The sequence below is a fragment of the Cupriavidus sp. TMH.W2 genome (assembly GCF_050847365.1).
In the GTDB taxonomy this organism is placed as follows: Bacteria; Pseudomonadota; Gammaproteobacteria; order Burkholderiales; family Burkholderiaceae; genus Cupriavidus.
The window spans coordinates 1,018,551-1,035,896 of sequence record NZ_CP193793.1 but is presented as its reverse complement, the minus strand read 5'-3'; the positions used below and the strand labels follow the sequence as shown (position 1 = coordinate 1,035,896).

14 protein-coding genes and 1 pseudogene are annotated in these 17,346 nt (G+C 64.0%); 5 read left to right on the top strand and 10 right to left on the bottom strand.

The window, feature by feature from the left end; translation table 11 throughout:
- Positions 1-59 precede the first annotated feature (59 nt).
- A complete protein-coding gene (locus tag ACREYQ_RS22335) occupies positions 60-1,139 on the top strand; it encodes a porin (RefSeq protein WP_432262338.1) in 1,080 nt (359 codons plus the stop codon).
- Between the two features lie 33 nt (positions 1,140-1,172).
- Positions 1,173-2,885: a CocE/NonD family hydrolase gene (locus ACREYQ_RS22330; protein WP_432262337.1), complete on the top strand. Its 1,713-nt coding sequence runs from the start codon at positions 1,173-1,175 to the stop codon at positions 2,883-2,885.
- An 18-nt stretch (positions 2,886-2,903) separates the two neighbouring features.
- Here the strand turns inward: ACREYQ_RS22330 and ACREYQ_RS22325 are convergent, their stop codons facing one another.
- Complete coding sequence (locus tag ACREYQ_RS22325) at positions 2,904-3,332, bottom strand: PaaI family thioesterase (protein ID WP_432262336.1); 429 nt, start codon at positions 3,330-3,332, stop codon at positions 2,904-2,906.
- Positions 3,333-3,957: 625 nt separating this feature from the next.
- On the opposite strand from ACREYQ_RS22325, the gene ACREYQ_RS22320 reads away from it, so the two are divergent.
- Both ACREYQ_RS22320 and ACREYQ_RS22315 read left to right on the top strand, forming a co-directional pair.
- Positions 3,958-5,538: an isocitrate lyase gene (locus tag ACREYQ_RS22320; RefSeq protein ID WP_432262188.1), complete on the top strand. Its 1,581-nt coding sequence runs from the start codon at positions 3,958-3,960 to the stop codon at positions 5,536-5,538.
- A gap of 454 nt (positions 5,539-5,992) precedes the next feature.
- On the top strand, positions 5,993-6,253 hold the full coding sequence (locus ACREYQ_RS22315; protein WP_432262335.1) for a hypothetical protein: 261 nt from the start codon (positions 5,993-5,995) through the stop codon (positions 6,251-6,253).
- 78 nt (positions 6,254-6,331) lie between these two features.
- Here the strand turns inward: ACREYQ_RS22315 and ACREYQ_RS22310 are convergent, their stop codons facing one another.
- The gene (locus ACREYQ_RS22310) at positions 6,332-6,982 is read right to left on the bottom strand and encodes a TetR family transcriptional regulator (protein ID WP_432262334.1); all 651 of its coding nucleotides are present in this window, start codon (positions 6,980-6,982) and stop codon (positions 6,332-6,334) included.
- A 164-nt stretch (positions 6,983-7,146) separates the two neighbouring features.
- Here ACREYQ_RS22310 and ACREYQ_RS22305 point away from each other — a divergent pair, with 164 nt between their 5' ends.
- The gene (locus tag ACREYQ_RS22305) at positions 7,147-10,422 is read left to right on the top strand and encodes a bifunctional cytochrome P450/NADPH--P450 reductase (RefSeq protein ID WP_432262333.1); all 3,276 of its coding nucleotides are present in this window, start codon (positions 7,147-7,149) and stop codon (positions 10,420-10,422) included.
- Positions 10,423-10,468: 46 nt separating this feature from the next.
- Here ACREYQ_RS22305 and ACREYQ_RS22300 read toward each other — a convergent pair whose 3' ends face one another.
- The 8 genes and pseudogenes from ACREYQ_RS22300 to ACREYQ_RS22265 all read right to left on the bottom strand — a co-directional run bounded on the left by ACREYQ_RS22300 (position 10,469) and on the right by ACREYQ_RS22265 (position 17,340).
- Entirely contained in the window at positions 10,469-11,965 is a 1,497-nt protein-coding gene (locus ACREYQ_RS22300; RefSeq protein WP_432262332.1) for a M81 family metallopeptidase, read from the bottom strand.
- Between the two features lie 38 nt (positions 11,966-12,003).
- A pseudogene (locus tag ACREYQ_RS22295) lies at positions 12,004-12,245 on the bottom strand (MFS transporter); the annotation flags it as partial.
- 245 nt (positions 12,246-12,490) lie between these two features.
- Entirely contained in the window at positions 12,491-12,964 is a 474-nt protein-coding gene (locus ACREYQ_RS22290; RefSeq protein WP_432262331.1) for an ABC transporter permease subunit, read from the bottom strand.
- Positions 12,903-13,352, bottom strand: a complete 450-nt coding sequence (locus ACREYQ_RS22285; RefSeq protein WP_432262330.1) for a nuclear transport factor 2 family protein — start codon at positions 13,350-13,352, stop codon at positions 12,903-12,905. The genes ACREYQ_RS22290 and ACREYQ_RS22285 overlap by 62 nt, the downstream gene beginning before the upstream one ends.
- Before the next feature lie 89 nt (positions 13,353-13,441).
- Positions 13,442-15,133: an FAD-dependent oxidoreductase gene (locus tag ACREYQ_RS22280; RefSeq protein WP_432262329.1), complete on the bottom strand. Its 1,692-nt coding sequence runs from the start codon at positions 15,131-15,133 to the stop codon at positions 13,442-13,444.
- 289 nt (positions 15,134-15,422) lie between these two features.
- Positions 15,423-15,626, bottom strand: a complete 204-nt coding sequence (locus ACREYQ_RS22275; protein WP_432262328.1) for an FAD-dependent oxidoreductase — start codon at positions 15,624-15,626, stop codon at positions 15,423-15,425.
- Positions 15,596-15,781 carry a twin-arginine translocation signal domain-containing protein gene (locus tag ACREYQ_RS22270; RefSeq protein ID WP_432262327.1) on the bottom strand — a complete coding sequence of 62 codons (186 nt, stop codon included), beginning with the start codon at positions 15,779-15,781 and terminating at the stop codon, positions 15,596-15,598. The genes ACREYQ_RS22275 and ACREYQ_RS22270 overlap by 31 nt, the downstream gene beginning before the upstream one ends.
- A 302-nt stretch (positions 15,782-16,083) precedes the next feature.
- The gene (locus ACREYQ_RS22265; protein WP_432262326.1) at positions 16,084-17,340 is read right to left on the bottom strand and encodes a DUF1329 domain-containing protein; all 1,257 of its coding nucleotides are present in this window, start codon (positions 17,338-17,340) and stop codon (positions 16,084-16,086) included.
- Between the last annotated feature and the right edge of the window lie 6 nt (positions 17,341-17,346).

Sequence of the window (17,346 nt, the reverse complement as noted above, 5' to 3'; positions counted from 1 at the left end):
GCCAAGACCACGCTGTTCATTTGAGGTGATCGAAGTCAATAAAACGGAGGAGATCAATCTTGTACAAGGAACGACAAGCAAGCTGTGCCGTCTATGACAAGGCAGGTGGCGAGCCGGGCGGCTCACGGAGGGCGCAGTCGATAGCAAAATTGTATGCGCTGGCACTCTTTGCGCTGCCTTGCGCGTCCTACGCGACCAACGCACAGCTATATGGACTCGCGGACGCATATGTCGGCGTTACCCATCTCAGTGGACAGCGTTCTGCAACGGGCGTGGAGAGTGGAGGTCTGCAGACGTCATTCTGGGGCATGACAGGAAGCGAAGATCTGGGAGCCGGTCTTAAGGCGAACTACCGCCTCGAGGGATTCTTCCAAATGGACACGGGTGCCAATGGGCGCGCTCCCACGGATGGCCTCTTTTCCCGAAATGCCTACGTCGGTCTGGAGAGCGGCTTTGGCGAAGTGCGTCTCGGGCGGCTAGCAAATCCGACGTTCCTGGCGACCGCGCTCTTCGATGCGTTTTCCGGGTCGACGAAGTTTTCGCCTCTCCAGAACGTCCTGTGGACGCCCCAGCAGGGCCGATACATTGCCGGCGATACCGCGTGGAATAACGCGATCGGCTACTACTCACCGGAATTCGCGGGGATTTCGTTCCGGGGCTTGTATAGCCTTGGCGAGCAGCCGGGCACGAATTCGCAGAACAATGCTGTCGGCATGCTGCTCTATGATCGCGGGCCATTATCGGCGAGTTTTGCCATCCAGAGAACTCGGCTCGGTCCCGGACTTCCTGCGGGAAGCTGGGCGCAGACAGCGATGGTCGGGGGATTGTCCTATGACTTCAAGGCCATCAAGCTGCTGACCGAGTATGCCCATACAAGCACCAGCGGTGCAGCGACAAGGACCGAGACGCTGCAGGTGGGTGCACACATTCCCGTCGGCAGTGGAAAGATCCTGGCCTCCGCGGTGTCGTCACGCGTACGTAGCGATGTCATGGCGGACTATCGGCGTCACGGACTTGCCGGTGGTTATGACTATGCCCTGTCGAAACGCACGGACGTATACGCTGTGACGATGTTCGACAAGGTTACCGGAAAAGGCAGCGGCACCAGCTTTGCGCTGGGCATGCGCCACAAGTTTTAGCCGCTTACAAGATAAACCGATCAGGAGACAGCCATGCAAATCGAGTGGGATGTTGAAATCCCCATGGACGATGGATTGGTGGTTCGGGCCGACGTCTTTCGTCCGACACAGGAAGGACGCTACCCCGTGTTGATGTCGTACGGACCATACGCCAAGGGACTGCCGTTCCAGGTGGGATTCCCCGCACAATGGCAATCGCTCACGACTAAGCACCCGGAAGTTCTGAAGGGCAGCAGCGGCAAGTACGCGAACTGGGAAACCGCGGATCCGGAGAGATGGGTGCCGTTGGGTTACATCTGCATTCGCGTGGACTCGCGCGGCGCTGGCCGATCGCCGGGCGTCATCGATTGCTTCTCCCCGCGCGAGGCGCAGGACTTCCACGATTGCATTGAATGGGCAGCGAAACAACCGTGGAGCAACGGGAAGATCGGCCTGGCCGGTGTTTCCTATTACGGCGCCACGCAATGGCTGGTGGCAGCGAAACGCCCTCCGCATCTGGCCGCGATCTGCCCGTTCGAGGGGTTCTCCGACTACTATCGCGACGCCTGCCGGCACGGCGGCATCCTCAACACGTTCATGGTGGCCTGGTATCCGAAGCAGGTGGAAAACGTGCAGCACGGCCTGGGGCGGCGCGGGGGTGTGAACCCTCACAACGGGTTGCCGATCTCCGGACCGGCAGAGCTCAGCGACGGAGAACTGCTCGCCAATCGCGTCGACATCAACGCGACGCAGTTGAGCGCCGAGCTTATCACTGATAGCTACTTCGACGGCCGCCGTGCAGATCTGGGGGCGATCGAGGTGCCCGTGCTTTCCTGCGGCAACTGGGGTGGCCATGGCCTGCACCTGCGCGGCAATGTACAGGGCTACCTGGGAGCCGGCTCGAAGCATAAGTGGCTCGAGTTGCACGGGCTCGAGCATTGGACGGAATTCTATACGGACTACGGCGTGGCGCTCCAGAAGCGGTTTTTCGACCGCTTCCTCAAGGACGAGGACAACGGCTGGGATCGGCAGCCGCCGATCAAGATGCAGGTGCGCCACGTGGATCGTTTTGTGGAGCGCGACGAGCATGAATGGCCGTTGGCGCGCACCGCATGGACGCCCATGTATCTGGACGCCGGCGCACAGAGCCTGCGATCGGAGCCGAGCGGGACAGCTTCCCACTTCTCGTTTGACGGCATGGCAGGCAAGGTAAGCTTCAGCACTGCACCCCTCGAGCGCGAAACCGAGGTGACCGGCCCGCTGTCTGCCACGCTCTGGATCTCCACGACGGCCCGCGATGCGGATCTGTTCCTGACACTGCGGGCTTACGCTCCGGACGGCAAGGAGCACCTGATCCTGGGGGCGGTCGAACCCAATGCACCCCTCGCGCAAGGCTGGCTCAGAGCGTCGCACCGAAAGCTGGATCCTCAAGCCTCCAGGCCGTATCAGCCCGTGCACATGCACCAGGAGATCCAACTTCTCGAACCGAACGAGATCTACGCGCTGCAGGTCGAGATCTGGCCCATGTGCTTCGTCTTTCCGAAGGGCTACCGGCTGGTGCTGACCGTGGGCAGCTCGGACTTCGAGCACGACCTGCCCGGACCCTATCCGCAGATCTATGGCAAGTCGATGCGCGGCTCGTCGGTGCTGCTGCATGATCACCCCGACGACCGCAGGCCTGACCGATTCGCCGGTCAGACCACCGTTCACACGGGCGAGGAGTACGCGTCATTCCTGCTTCTCCCCGTCATTCCCGCTGCATGCTGAACGGCCAAGCCGCAACAATTACTCTCTAGGCCAAAGGATCAATTGCGTGTTGCGAAAACTAGCGATCAGGGCATTGTCGCCCCCGCGACGGACCTCAGCATCCCAGACCTGAGTGGTGCGTCCTTTGTGGATGGGTCGCGCGGTGCAAATCACAATGCCATCGCGGGCCGTTCCAAGCATGTTGCTCTTGAGTTCCACGGTGGTGAACCCGCTGGCCCCTGACGGCAAGCTTCGCACGGTTCCGTAGCCGCAGCATGTATCCGCGAGCGAGACTACCGTTCCCGCATGCAAGTAGCCATTCCAGGCTCCCAAGGCACGACGTATTTCAAGCGTCGCCACTACCTCGTCTGGCTCCACTTTGGCAAAGCACATGCCAAGAAGACCAGGCAAATAGTCAGCACCGGCCGCATTCCATTCTTCCAGCGTAACGGGAGGAGCAATGTCCATTAGTCACCTCGATGTCAGACAGGGCGGCCTGCCATTTTACTGGCCTTCCCGGCCAGCCAACGCGGCGGTCGGGGAATCACGCGCTTTAGCGCTCGTGGCACGCCGCTGACTCAGTGTGTTATCTCCCGTCGGCGGACTTGATGGCCGTGGTACGTGCGATCGCCGACCTTGGAGCATTGTCGGGCCGAACGGCAGAGACGGGTCGATCAGCGACCACCTGCAGTGGCGCAGACTGGTTTCCCTTCACCTGAAAGGAGACCATCATGGAAACCACCCCTCCCGACCAAACGCGTCACGTACCATGGACCAAAGGGAGGCTGACAGGCCAGAAGCCTGCACTGCAACTTGCCTTTGCCTCCGACAGCTGAAAGCGCGTTTCACATTGCGGAATTCACTCCGAGTTTTCCCTGCGCTATGTTTTCGCCCCTTAAAAATTCATTCCACATCGCGAAATTTGCATCCTATCTCATTGAAAAATAAGGATAAGCTAACTCTTATGTCTTATATAAGACTTGGCCGCGACGCGTCAAAACGGCCATACAATGAGTCCACGCTGCTTGCTTCGACATCCGTAGCGGCACACGCAACCATTTCGTCAATCGCGCTTTCTTCTTAGGAAATTCCCATGGCCCAGTATCAAGACGACATCAAGGCAGTTGCTGGTTTGAAAGAGAACCACGGCAGCGCATGGAATGCCATCAACCCCGAGTACGCCGCTCGCATGCGTGCCCAGAACAAGTTCAAAACGGGCCTGGACATCGCCAAGTACACCGCCAAGATCATGCGCGCCGACATGGCCGCCTACGATGCCGACTCGTCCAAGTACACCCAGTCGCTGGGTTGCTGGCACGGCTTCATCGGCCAGCAGAAGATGATCTCCATCAAGAAGCACTTCAACAGCACCGAGCGCCGCTACCTCTACCTGTCCGGCTGGATGGTGGCCGCGCTGCGCTCCGAGTTCGGCCCGCTGCCGGACCAGTCGATGCACGAGAAGACCTCGGTCAGCGCGCTGATCCGCGAGCTGTACACCTTCCTGCGCCAGGCCGACGCCCGTGAACTGGGCGGCCTGTTCCGCGAGCTGGACGCTGCCCAAGGCCCTGCCAAGGCCGCCATCCAGGCAAAGATCGACAACCACGTCACCCACGTCGTGCCCATCATCGCGGACATCGACGCGGGTTTCGGCAACGCCGAAGCAACCTACCTGCTGGCCAAGCAGTTCATTGAAGCGGGCGCGTGCTGCATTCAGATCGAAAACCAGGTGTCCGACGAGAAGCAGTGCGGCCACCAGGACGGCAAGGTCACCGTGCCGCACGAGGACTTCCTGGCCAAGATCCGCGCCATCCGCTACGCCTTCCTGGAACTGGGCGTGGACGACGGCGTCATCGTGGCCCGTACTGACTCGCTGGGTGCCGGCCTGACCAAGCAGATCGCCGTGACCAACACGCCGGGCGACCTGGGCGACCAGTACAATTCCTTCCTCGATTGCGAGGAACTGTCGGCCGACCAACTGGGCAACGGTGACGTCATCATCAAGCGCGACGGCAAGCTGCTGCGTCCCAAGCGCCTGCCCAGCAACCTGTTCCAGTTCCGCGCCGGCACGGGCGAAGCGCGCTGCGTGCTGGATTGCGTCACGGCCCTGCAAAACGGCGCCGACCTGCTGTGGATCGAAACCGAAAAGCCGCATATCGCCCAGATCGGCGGCATGGTCAGCGAGATTCGCAAGGTCATTCCGAACGCCAAGCTGGTGTACAACAACAGCCCGTCGTTCAACTGGACCCTGAATTTCCGCCAGCAGGCGTATGACGCGATGAAGGCCGCGGGCAAGGATGTGTCGGCATACGATCGCGCCCAGCTGATGAGCGTTGAATACGACCAGACCGAACTGGCGAAGCTCGCCGACGAAAAGATCCGGACCTTCCAGGCCGACGCGTCGCGCGAAGCCGGTATCTTCCACCACCTGATTACGCTGCCGACCTACCACACCGCCGCACTGTCGACCGACAACCTGGCCAAGGAATACTTCGGCGACCAGGGCATGCTGGGTTATGTGGCTGGCGTGCAGCGCAAGGAAATCCGTCAGGGCATCGCCTGCGTCAAGCACCAGAACATGTCCGGCTCGGACATCGGCGACGACCACAAGGAGTATTTCAGCGGCGAAGCGGCCCTGAAGGCGGCGGGTAAAGACAACACCATGAACCAGTTCTGATACCAGTCCCCCCCAAGCAAAACGCCAACCCATGACGGGTTGGCGTTTTTTTTGTCCGCCGAGATAGCTGGCGGGGGGACTCATCGAACGATTTCTTGTGCGCTTACATGCAGATGTCTCGGTGGAGAACGACGAGCGGCGGATTCGCAGACGGCGATTCGATGAAGAAAATTGCGAATCCTCTGATCGTCAGGCGCGACGGCAACGGGAACACTAGACCCATCACCGAAACAACGGTGATTGGGCGTAGCAACCCGTTCCTTCTGTCAAGGATGGCCGTTCATGCGGCCAAGTTCGCGCGTGCACGCCACTCACTCAATGGCGGGCCGGACGGGGCAGCCGCTAGGCTGGCCGGGTTACTCCTTTGGCGGACCGGTATTGCTACCCCCGCTGCCAGGTCCGCCACCCTTCACTTGCATCAGGCAGGTCTTCCAACCTTTCAAAGGAGTTCGCAATGCAGGACCGCGCCACATCGAAACAAGACACCGTGTTGACCGCCATTCCCGTAGCCTGCATCGATTCGCTTGCGCGCATCAGCGCAGGCATGGGCTGCATCTTGTCGCTGCTGGAATTACAAAGCGAACGCTCGGAGACGTGCCATGGCGCCTATTGCCTGCTGGCGATGCTGAAAGCGGAGCTGGATCAGGCAACGGAGAAGCTCCGTCCGGAGGACTGGCCCGAGAGCCTGCCGCTGCGGGCACACGACGAGGCCTGAGCGGGTTAATGCGCCGCAGCAACCAAGAACCGCAGCTTCGGCTGCGGTTCGTCATTTTGGGCGTCTCGGCACATAGCGCTACGCGGCCACCGATGCCTTGCGCTCCCTGCCCGCACCGCCTGCCCCTTGCGCATTCGGCCCCGCCGCCCCCTGCAACAGCCAGCAGCAGAACTGCACCGACCTTGCCATCAGCTTGCGCCGGCCCGCGGCATCGGCCTCGATATAGTCGATGCACTGCTGGAAGAGATAGGAGACGATGCACGCGCAGACGTCGTCCACCACCGGGCGTGACAGCTTGGGACACAGCCCCAGCCGCTCGATGTCTTCCGCCATCTCGGCGGCGATGTCGTCCAGCACCGCGCGGATGGCAACGCGCAGCGCGGGCTGCGGGCCGGTGATGCCGCACGCGCCGACCAGGAAAGCATCCCGGTGATGCTGGGCATACCGGAACAGGGCATCGCAGGCCCGGCTGGCCACCTCCCCCGGATTGTTGCGGGCGGCGGCCCAGCGGATGGCACGCAGCATCGGCCGCAGCTCGGCGCCTACCTCGGCCATGGCGGTGATGGCCAGGTCTTCCATGTCGCTGAAATGACGGTAGAACGTGTTGGGGTTGAGGCCGGCCTCGCGCGCGATCTCGCGCAGGCTGAGCGCGGCGAAGCTGCGCTTGGCCGCGGCCAGCCGCAGCGCGGCGTCGATCAGGCGGCGTTTGCCGTCGGCAATGGCTTCCATGACTGCGGTTCTAGTAGTGGGGCTCGGTTTTTGGCCGACACGCTGCGTTGACACCGTGTCTACAGTTGTCTACGCTTGCGCCGGTAGACAGATGTCTACGTTAAATGAAATGGACGCACGTGGCAAATCGCGTGCGGGAACCGTTCAGGAGACACTGCCCCGCCATGCCCCCGCCAATTGAGTTGTCAAGCGCCGAGCAGGCTGCTGACACGCCATCCCCCTCCCCTGCCGGCACTGCGCGCGAACCGATCCCGGTCGATCCCGGCTTGCCGCTGGTGGGCAACCTGCTGCAGATCAAACCCGGCGCGCTTGGCCAGCACCTGCTGGCGCGCAGCCGCCACCACGACGGCATCTTCGAGCTGAATTTTGCCGGGCGGCGCGTGCCGTTCGTGACGTCGGTGGCACTTGCCAGTGAGGTGTGCGACGCCACGCGCTTTCGCAAGTACATCGGCCCGCCGCTGTCATACCTGCGCGGCATGGCCGGCGATGGCCTGTTCACCGCGCACTCCGACGAAGCCAACTGGGGCAAGGCGCACCGCATCCTGATGCCGGCGTTCAGCCAGCGCGCGATGAAGGGCTACTTTGACGTCATGCTGCGCGTGGCCAACCGGCTGGTCGACAAATGGGACCGGCAGGGCCCGAATGCGGATATTGCCGTGGCGGACGACATGACCCGGCTGACGCTCGATACCATCGCGCTGTCCGGCTTCGGCTACGACTTTGAATCGTTCGCCAGCGCGGACCTGCACCCGTTTATCGAAGCCATGGTCGGGGCGCTGGAAGAGGCAATGGGCAAGCTGACGCGCTTTGCCCTGCAGGACCGCTTCATGCACGCGGCGCACCGGAAGTTCGACCAGGACACCCGCTTCATGCGCGACCTGGTCGATGACGTGATCCGCCGGCGGCGCGCGGACGGCGCCGCAGGCCCGGGCCACGGCACGAAGAACGACCTGCTCGGCCTGATGCTGGAAGCGCGGGATCCGGACACCGACCAGCGGCTGGACGACGAGAACATCCGCAACCAGGTGATCACCTTTCTGATTGCGGGCCACGAAACCACCAGCGGGCTGCTCACCTTCGCGCTGTATGAACTGCTGCGCAACCCGGGCGTGATGGCGCAGGCCTACGCAGAGGTGGATGCCGTGTTGCCCGGTGACGCGGCACCGGTCTACGCCGACCTGGCGCGGCTGCCGGTACTGGACCGTGTGCTGAAGGAAACGCTGCGCCTGTGGCCCACGGCGCCAGCCTTTGCCGTGGCGCCGTTTGAAGATACGCTGCTGGGCGGCCGCTACCTGATCCGCAAGGACCGGCGCCTGTCGGTGGTGCTGACGGCGCTGCACCGGGACCCCAAGGTGTGGGCCGACCCGGAACGCTTTGACATCGACCGTTTCCTGCCGGAGCGGGAGGCACAGTTGCCGCGCCATGCGTACATGCCTTTCGGCAACGGGGAGCGCGCATGCATCGGCCGCCAGTTTGCGCTGACCGAGGCCAAGCTGGCCCTGGCGCTGATGCTGCGCAATTTCCAGTTCACCGACGCGCACGACTATCAGTTCCGCATCAAGGAGACGCTGACGATCAAGCCGGACGGTCTCACGGTGCGCGCCCGCCGGCGGCGGCCCCATGAGCGGATCGCCGCGGCGCCGGCTACCGCGACCATGCAGGCAGCGCAAGCGGGCCCCGAGGTGCTGGGCGGCGGCAGGCCGCTTGCCGTCCTGTGCGGATCCAGCCTGGGCACCGCGCGCGAACTGGCCGAGCAGGTGCATGCCGGCGCAGTGGCAGCGGGCTTTGATGCGTCCTTGCGCGACCTCGACGAGGTGGCCGATACGCTGCCGACCACCGGCCTGGCCGTCGTCATCGCCGCCACCTACAACGGGCGCGCGCCGGACTCGGCGCGGCGCTTCGAGGCGCTGCTGGACAGCGGCACTGCAAGTGGCTACCGCGCGCAAGGCCTGCGCGTGGCCGTGCTGGGCTGCGGCAACTCGCAGTGGCCGACCTACCAGGCCTTCCCGCGCCGGGTCTATGCCTTCTTCACCCAGGCCGGCGCCACGCCGCTGCTGCCGCGCGGCGAGGCCGATGGCAACGGCGACTTCGACCAGGCCGCGGAACGCTGGCTGGCCCTGCTCTGGCAGGCGTTGCAGGCCGGTGACGGCGCGGGCGGTCCGGCCCACGGCACGCCGTCGGTCCGCGTGCAGGTGAAAGACGTCGCCGAGATCCGCGCGTCCACGCTGCCGGCGAACACCCAGGGCTTCACGGTGCTGGCGAACACCGAGCTGGTGAACGATCCAGCCGGCCTGTGGGACTTTGCGCGCGAGGCGCCACGGACGTCCACGCGCGATATCCGGCTCAAGCTGCCCGACGGCGTGCGCTACGCCACGGGCGACCACCTGGCTGTCTATCCGCAGAACCAGCCCGAAATCGTCACCACCCTGTGCGAGCGGATCGACATCGACCCGGACGCCATCGTCACGCTGTCCACACCCGGCGGGTCCGCGCGCGGCCTGCCGCTGGGCGAGGCGCTGTCCGTGCGCCAGCTGCTGACGCATTTCGTTGAGCTGCAGGACGTGGTGTCGCGGCAGACCTTGCGCCTGCTGTCGCAGCATGCACGCTGCCCGGTGACGCGGCAGGCGCTGCAGCAACTGGCCTCAGACGAGGCCGAGACCGGGTACGCCACACAGGTGGCAACGCGCCGGCTCGGGCTGGCCGACGTGCTGGACCGCTTCCCCGCCATCGAACTGGACCTGGCCGGCCTGCTGGCCTGCACCGTGCCGATGCGGCCCAGGTTCTATTCCATTGCCTCGTCGCCGCTGGTCTCGCCCGACGTGGCGACCATCACCGTCGGCACGGTCTGGTCCCCGGCGCTGTCGGGCCGTGGGCTCTTCCGCGGCGTGGCTTCCACCTGGCTGCAAGGCCTGGCGCCCGGCGCCATGGTGGCGGGCGCCATCCGCACGCCCAATCCCGCTTTCGCGCCCGCGGCCGACCCGGCCACGCCCATGATCCTGATCGGCCCCGGCACGGGCATTGCACCGTTCCGCGGTTTCCTTGAGGAACGGGCAGCACAACAGGCGGCCGGAGAGGCGGTGGTCCCGGTGCAGCTGTACTACGGATGCCGCCACCCCTCGCACGACTGGCTGTACTGCGACGACGTGGAGCGCTGGCGCGCACAGGGCGTGGCGCAGGTGCACCTGGCCTGTTCCGTCGTCGATGGCGAGCCGCGCTACGTGCAGGACCTGCTGTGGCAGCGCCGGGCCGATGTCTGGGCCCGGCTGGGCGAAAGCGCAATCGTCTACGTCTGCGGCGACGGCCGCCACATGGCGCCCGCGGTCAGGCAAGTGCTGCTGCGGATCGGCGCGGAGCAAGGGGGGATGAGCCCGGAGGCGGCGTCGGACTGGCTGGCGGAACTGGTCAGCGCGGGCAGGTACCGGCAGGACGTCTTCAACTGACGGCGGCACCCCGGACCGGCCGGGTCGCACCGCCGCCGGTCCGGTACTAGCCTTGAAAGGGCTTGCCCATCGGCTTGAGACGGATGCCGGGTGCCAGCCTGGTCCAGGGCAGGTCCGCCGGATCGGCTGTCATCGGGCCGGGCGCCTTGGCCACCAGCACGGCATGCGCGATGCCCTGGAAATCGGCGCGGAAGTGCACCGAGCTCTTGTTGACGAGGATCTTCATCGCCTCGGGCTCCACCCCGCCCACGCGGAACAGGTTGCGATCCAGCATCTGGGCCTTGCCGGCACTGACGACCACCAGGACATCGTCGATACGCAGCAGCGCGACGGGCCCCACATCGGCCAGCATGCCGTTCATCATCGGCCCGCCGTAGCGGCACACGCCATCGGACAGCTTCAGCACCTCAAAGCGCCCCCGCAGCGGCTCGTCGCCGGGCACGCCGGATACGCCACCGAGGGCGACGTCGATGGTGGCACCCACCCCGGCGCGGTGCGCCTCCGCCGCCACGGCGGGGTCCCAGATCAGCCCGATGGCCGCGTGCCGCGCGCCGTGGCGCAGCAATGCGCGCAGCATGCCGGTGGTATTCGAATCGCCTCCGGCGCCGGGGTTGTCCTGGGTGTCGGCAATGACCACCGGGCGCGTCGCGCCCTCGGCCAGCCGCATGGCCTCAAGCACGGCTTCGTCCGGCGAGAGGAACGGGACCTCCCAGGCCGGCTCGTCCGCCAGCATCCTGTCGTACAAGGCCTGCACCGCCGCATCGACCGCGCCGGCATCTTCCCCGTAGCCCCAGATCACCGGCCCGCACTCCGGGAAGTCGGCCGCCGGAAAGCCCGGCGCGAACGAGAGCGACACGACCGCGCCGCCTTCCCGCTGCGCCAACAGCGAATACATGGCGCTGGCAGGCTCCAGCATCGTGCACATGCCGTTGATCGGGATCAGGAAGGGCAGCCGGCGGACCGCGTGATGCAGCGGTCCCCTGCCCTCCAGCAAGCGCTGCAGCAATGCCGCGGCCCGCTCGCCGGTCTCGGCCATGTCCACGTGCGGATAGGTGCGATAGGCCACCAGCGCGTCGGCGGCATTGAGCATGGCCTGCGTGACATTGGCATGGAGGTCCAGCGACGCGACCACCGGCACCGCCGGCCCCACCACGGCACGGATGCGCGCAAGCAAGGTGCCCTCGCCGTCGTCGGTATGCTCGGCCACCATCGCGCCATGCAGGTCAAGGTAGACCGCATCGAAGCCGCCGGCGCGCGTGGCTGCCACGATCTCGCCGGCAATCCGCTCGAACGCGTCCTCGGTCACATGCGCGGACGGGCTGGCGCCGGTCCAGATCACCGGCAGCAGCGCCCAGCCGCGCCGCTCGGCGGCGGCGATGAAGCCGCCGGCGGGAATGTTGACGTCACCCAGCGACAGGACGTCGGCCCCGCGCACCATCGCCGGGAAGCCCTCGCCGCGCTCGAAGCTGGCATAGGTGGCCTTTGACGGCGCAAAGGTATTGGTTTCGTGCTGGAAGCCGGCGAGCAGGATCCGTGTTGCCAAGGTTCTCTCCGTGCATTGCATGGCGCGCCTCAGGCCGGCTAGACCGCGCCTCGGGGCGAAGGCATCCGGTTGGCCACCAGAACGGCCACTCCGGCCACCAGCAGCGCCACCATCACCAGCAGGCCTGCCTGCGAGCTGCCGTGATGGCCGGGCTGAGGAAGCCGCCGATCATCGAATACAGGCCGATCTGCATGGTGTCCGTGACGCCGTCTGCTTTCAGGATAGACCGCAGCCAGAAACTCACCGCGTAGATGCCGCAGATCACGGTGAAGCAGGCAAACTCGCGTGTCGCAGCCGCAAGACTGCCTTCGATGTCAGGCACGGCATGAGTACGATCCAGCCAATCAAAAGAAGACCAATGATAAGGGAAATCCGCGTAAGGAACATTGTTGCCTCAATCGGGTCCACTACTGCGCAGCTCGCGCCGCGTCGGAAAAAGTACCCAGCCATATCGCTGCTGTACGTAACCCCACAGCCCTTGCTTGAAGAACAACGTGACGACAATGGCCAGCAGGCCAAGGCCCATCAGATACCAGGTGCCCCAGTCGCTGAATAGCTTGTTGAGTAGGAAGAACACCAGCGTGCCAACAGCGCGCCGAGCAGCGTGCCCCAGAACGAGCCCATGCCGCCGATGATCACCGCCTCGAACGCAAACAGCAGCAACAGCAGGCCATCGCTGGGCGACACCGTGGTGCGCATGGCCTGGAGGACACCGGCCACCGCCACCAGCACAAAGGCCAGCGCCGTGGCCAGCGCGTACACCTTCCGGGCCTCCAGCCCCATCAGCTCGGCAACCTCGCGGTCATCGGAAACGGCACGGAACGACCGCCCCACCACCGTCCTGGCGAACAACGCTTGCAGCCCTGCCGTGCAGGCCAAGGCTGCCCTTGGTCCATGATTTTTCGTGTGAAGTGAAAACACCGAACCCGTGCGTGCATCAGTAGCGGCGCGCGGTGTCCCTCGCGAGCCACGGATAGCGCGCCGTATCGGCGCCGGCATAGTCCGGGTCGAGATAGATGTGACACCGCTGGATCTTGAAGTCGCGGATTTCGAACACATCGCACCAGCGTCCCGCGTGGGAGGTGCCCGCGCGCCACGTTTCGCCGCTTTTGAGCCGGCCGTGCGAGGTCGCTTCGACCACGACGAGATCGCCCTGCTGGATGAAATTGGCATACGTCATGTCATGGCCGATTTCGGCAAGAATGCCGAGCAGGTCGTCGAACAGCCTGGCGATCTCGACGCGGCCGCTGGCGATCCCCCACTTCGGGAAATAGACTTGGGCATGCTCGTCAAAGAGGCTCAGGATCTCGTCGCCGCGATCCATGCGCTTGAAGTATTCGAGTGCCACGGCCTTGCGTTGCTCATCAGTCATCGACTGGATCTGCATGGTTGTCTCCTTGAAACGCGCAACGGATAGCAAATGCCGCTGCGACGGGGTCATATGAACGGCTTGAAGGTGTCCATTCGGGCTCGCGCTCAGCCGAGGGCGGCTTCGGCAGGCGCGGTCTGCTTGATGGCTTCGTCGTGCGCCGCGTGGGCCGCGCGCCACGCGAACGCGATGATCGGTCCCAGCGTGCCGCCGCCCGCCCAGTAGGCGCGCGCGGAGGCGGAGGCGATGCAGTTGCCCACGCCGTACAGGCCGGGAATCGGCTCGCCGACATCGTTCAGGACCTGCGCGCTGGCATTGGTCAGCGGCCCCCCCTTCGTGTCCAGCGTGCCGCCGGCCACCAATGCGGCGTAGTAGGGCCCCGTGTCCGAGAGCGGGTACATCGTCGGGTTGCCGTTATCCAGCGGCTCACCGGTCGGGCCATTGAACATGCGCTCGACGAGGCGCTCGCCGCGCTTGAAGTCGCTGTCCTTGCCGACGTGCGCGAATGCATTGAAGCGCGCGATCGACGCGCGCAGATTGGCGCCAAATTCGATGGACAGCCGGGCGTTTCCGGTGAGGTGCGTGTATTTCTGCAAGCGGCGATCGATCGCGTCGACAAGCTCGTCCAGCGTCTCGCCACGCAGCTCGAACGCTTCGTTGGCGCTCGGACGAATCAACCGCCCGTACTCGCTGCTGGCCGAATGATCCTGACTGCGCTGATCCCAGATCGCGATCTGCACGAAATTCGGATACTCCGCCTTCTGCGCATCCCACTCGAAGAATGTCTGCGCGATTTCGTTGTAAGCCAGCTTTTCGTTCACGACGCGATGTCCGTGCTTGTTCACCCATAGCATCGAATCGCCGCCGACCGAAAACGTGCCGGTGAAATCGTCGCCGCCGGCCGCCACGTGCTCCAGTGCAACGGGACACATCCATGCGTAGTTCATGTTGCGCAACTGCGTCCCCAACGCGCTGGCGATTCTGATGAAATCGCCTTCGTTCGAGCGCGCCGCGCATCCGCCGACGAACGGTGCGTGGAGGAAATTGGCGCGCTGTACGGGGTCGTGCGTGAAGCCGCCGGTCGCGAAAATCACCGCCTTCCGCGCGCCCAGCGTGATCGTCTCGCCGGTTGAGCGCGTGCCTTGAATGCCGACCACCGCGCCGTCGTCGTTCCGCATCACGCGTTGCACGCGCGTGCCGGTCATCACCGTCACGCCGTCGCGCAACGCCGCCGCATGCATCGATTCGACAGCGACCTTGCCGCCATCCGACATCGATTCACAGGCGTCCGCCGGCAGCAGCACGCGTCCGCGGGGCGCCCGGTTTTCCGGCAACTCCGCCCAGTAGTCGGTCACGTCCGCGCAATGCCGGTAGCGTAACGCGCCGCGCTCCTGCAGCAGTTCGGCCGCAGGGGATGCGCTGTCGTAGATGGCTTCGAACGCTTCGTATTCCCACTGCTCGAGGCCCAGAAACGGCGCGGCGGCGTCATAGCGTTCGGGACGAGCCAGGCGCGCCATATAACGCAGACAGTCGGCCTTGTCGTCGACGAGGCCGGCTTCACGCATCGGACGGTTGTTGGGCACCCAGTACCAGAACGCGGCCTTGCGCGCGGTACCGCCGACGATATCGGCCTTTTCGACGAGCGCCACCGAGTTTCCGAGCCAGCACGCGAATAACGCGGCGGGCAGACCGCCCCCACCCGCGCCGACGACCACGATGTCGAATTCGCCATCGAGCGTGGCGGGCACTGCAACGGGCGAGGCCGCTTCGCGCCCGGCCCATTGACGGAGTCGCTGCATGTGTCTTCCTCCAGTTGTTGTTGATCTCGGCCGGTCACCCTGTTGGGGCGAACCGAATCCGATCTGGATCATATGTATACAAAACAAATATATACAAAAAATAAAAACTATCGAAGCAATAGCGAACGTTCTGGCGGCCGCACGGACGCGGCAACGGTCGGGATTGGCCGGAAGTGGCGCACCGCCCGCGGTGAGCCGGCGGCTATCGGGAGCGCGCCTGCTGGCGTGCCACGACCGCCTGCTCGGGCCACGGCGGGCGCGCCGCCTCGCCATTTCGTCGTCGATCTGTTCATATACAATAAGCAATGAAGTCTGGCTTTGGATCTTCCAACCCTTTCTCTCGCATATGAAAGTTATTGGCGATCCAGAACATACCCGCTGATTTCGCGGATGTCCCACCGAACACCGGTGACTTCTCAAGCATCAATACCCGGCTGCCGTTTTGATGAGCCGTCAGTGCCGCTACCGCTCCCGAGGCCCCACCGCCGACCACGACGCCGTCTGCCTGCCTATCCCAATGAACAGCAGCCGACGCATATCAGCGCCCAGCGTGAGCACTCCAAGCGTGGTAGCCGTGACACCAGCCCCGCCAGCACGCAGAAAATCCCGCCGCGATACACGCGAGTTTGAGCTTTCCCGCCTATTCATTCGGCCCCTCCAAAAAGTATTGTTTTGATCCATCACTGCACACCGTCGATGAATGTAACGTTAGCGCGCAAATACCCTTGACAGTGAAAATAGGACGCTACTATCTGGCAATCACTATCAGTGATTTCGAATACGTGGCGCTTACCTCTGCGAATGGCTTTCCCGAGCATCATCGTGATCCTGCAGGTACCAGACCCTGCCAGGTTAGCGTCGTTATTCCCTTGGAGGATGGGCGGCATGCTCCTCGTATGCAGTGCAAGGGTGTCCACCCCCCGCGCACGCCGGTGGACACCTTGCCAGTGTTACTTGGCGATCGATTCCAGCGCGCTATAGGTCATGTCGCTTTCCTTGATCTTCGCCTCGTTGAGCTTGTAGTTGCGGAACAGGAAGATGGAAGCGTGACGCGCCTTGAAGTCGATGATGTCCCCCTGGATCGAAGACGAGTACTTCGTGCCGTCCTCACCCACCGACGGCGTCATATGGAAGTTGATGAACTTCCAGAACTCGCCCTTCTTGTCATAGGCTTCGCCCATATAGACGCGCGGATAGTTCACGTCCATGTAGACCACCTTCTTGCCGTAGGGGTGTTCCGTCGGGGGCGTGCCTTCAATGACCCAGACCTCACGCGGCTGCCAGGTCTGTGCCGGGTTCCAGTACGGCGCGTTCTTCAGGTCCACCGTCGCCCACTCCTCCGGTGTGCCCTTCTTTGACGGCGTGTAGCCAAGCTTCGCATCCGAAATCGCCAGAATCCAGCGCCGGCCCACCACCTTGATCTTCGGATACCAGGAGGGTCGGGCATTCCATACATAGATATCGTCGTTCAGCATGTCGAGACCACCAACCGGGTCCATCCATGCCCCGCCAGACAAGCGACGGGTGCGCCGCGCCGATTTGATGTAGGCCCAGCTGTCCTCCAGCTTCGAACTGTCGTAGCGGATGGTAAAGGTGCCCACCCCCTTGATGTCTTCCGGCGCCGTCGCCACGAACAGTGTCTTGCTGAGGGTGCCGCCATCGCCCAGCACCGGCTTGTCGCCGCTGATCCGGCCCTTCATGTAGTACCGCTCGAACAACCAGTCCTGCGTCGACTCCAAACCTTTGTCGCCGTTGATCATCAGGAAGGTCGCCTTGTTGTTGATGACGTCGCCCTCCGGCGAGGCGTAGTAGAAGTTCCAGATCAGCTTGTCGCCCGCGTGCGGGTCGTTCTGGCTGACGTCGGGGAACGGGACGCCTGCCACCCAACCGGTGACCTCGCGCGTCTTCTCGTCGAACTGCGCCTTGCCCGCATTCTTCTTGGTGGCCTCGAGATACTTAGGGTCCAGCTGTACGGGCTTGGCGTGGCCCAGCGGAATCTTCAGGCCGGTATTGCGAATCTGCCACTCGAGCTTCTCGGTCAACAGGCTCGCAATGGTGTGGCCATCGAACGTGTCGCTCTTGACCTTGTCGATGTTGGCCTTGTCGATCACGGTGCCGGCGGGTAGCTCCGCGGCCAGCGTTGCCGCCGGGCCGGCGCTGAATGCCGCGAGCATGCACAGCGCGAGCGTCTTCTGGATGCGATTCATGGTGTG

Bases quoted from the DNA above. Each gene is read 5' to 3' on its own strand.
- ACREYQ_RS22330 (WP_432262337.1), top strand. From the start codon at position 1,173: ATGCAAATCGAGTGGGATGTTGAAATCCCCATGGACGATGGATTGGTG.
- ACREYQ_RS22325 (WP_432262336.1), bottom strand. From the start codon at position 3,332: ATGGACATTGCTCCTCCCGTTACGCTGGAAGAATGGAATGCGGCCGGT.
- ACREYQ_RS22320 (WP_432262188.1), top strand. From the start codon at position 3,958: ATGGCCCAGTATCAAGACGACATCAAGGCAGTTGCTGGTTTGAAAGAG.
- ACREYQ_RS22315 (WP_432262335.1), top strand. From the start codon at position 5,993: ATGCAGGACCGCGCCACATCGAAACAAGACACCGTGTTGACCGCCATT.
- ACREYQ_RS22310 (WP_432262334.1), bottom strand. From the start codon at position 6,982: ATGGAAGCCATTGCCGACGGCAAACGCCGCCTGATCGACGCCGCGCTG.
- ACREYQ_RS22305 (WP_432262333.1), top strand. From the start codon at position 7,147: ATGCCCCCGCCAATTGAGTTGTCAAGCGCCGAGCAGGCTGCTGACACG.
- ACREYQ_RS22290 (WP_432262331.1), bottom strand. From the start codon at position 12,964: ATGCCGGCGCCGATACGGCGCGCTATCCGTGGCTCGCGAGGGACACCG.
- ACREYQ_RS22285 (WP_432262330.1), bottom strand. From the start codon at position 13,352: ATGCAGATCCAGTCGATGACTGATGAGCAACGCAAGGCCGTGGCACTC.
- ACREYQ_RS22280 (WP_432262329.1), bottom strand. From the start codon at position 15,133: ATGCAGCGACTCCGTCAATGGGCCGGGCGCGAAGCGGCCTCGCCCGTT.
- ACREYQ_RS22270 (WP_432262327.1), bottom strand. From the start codon at position 15,781: ATGAATAGGCGGGAAAGCTCAAACTCGCGTGTATCGCGGCGGGATTTT.
- ACREYQ_RS22265 (WP_432262326.1), bottom strand. From the start codon at position 17,340: ATGAATCGCATCCAGAAGACGCTCGCGCTGTGCATGCTCGCGGCATTC.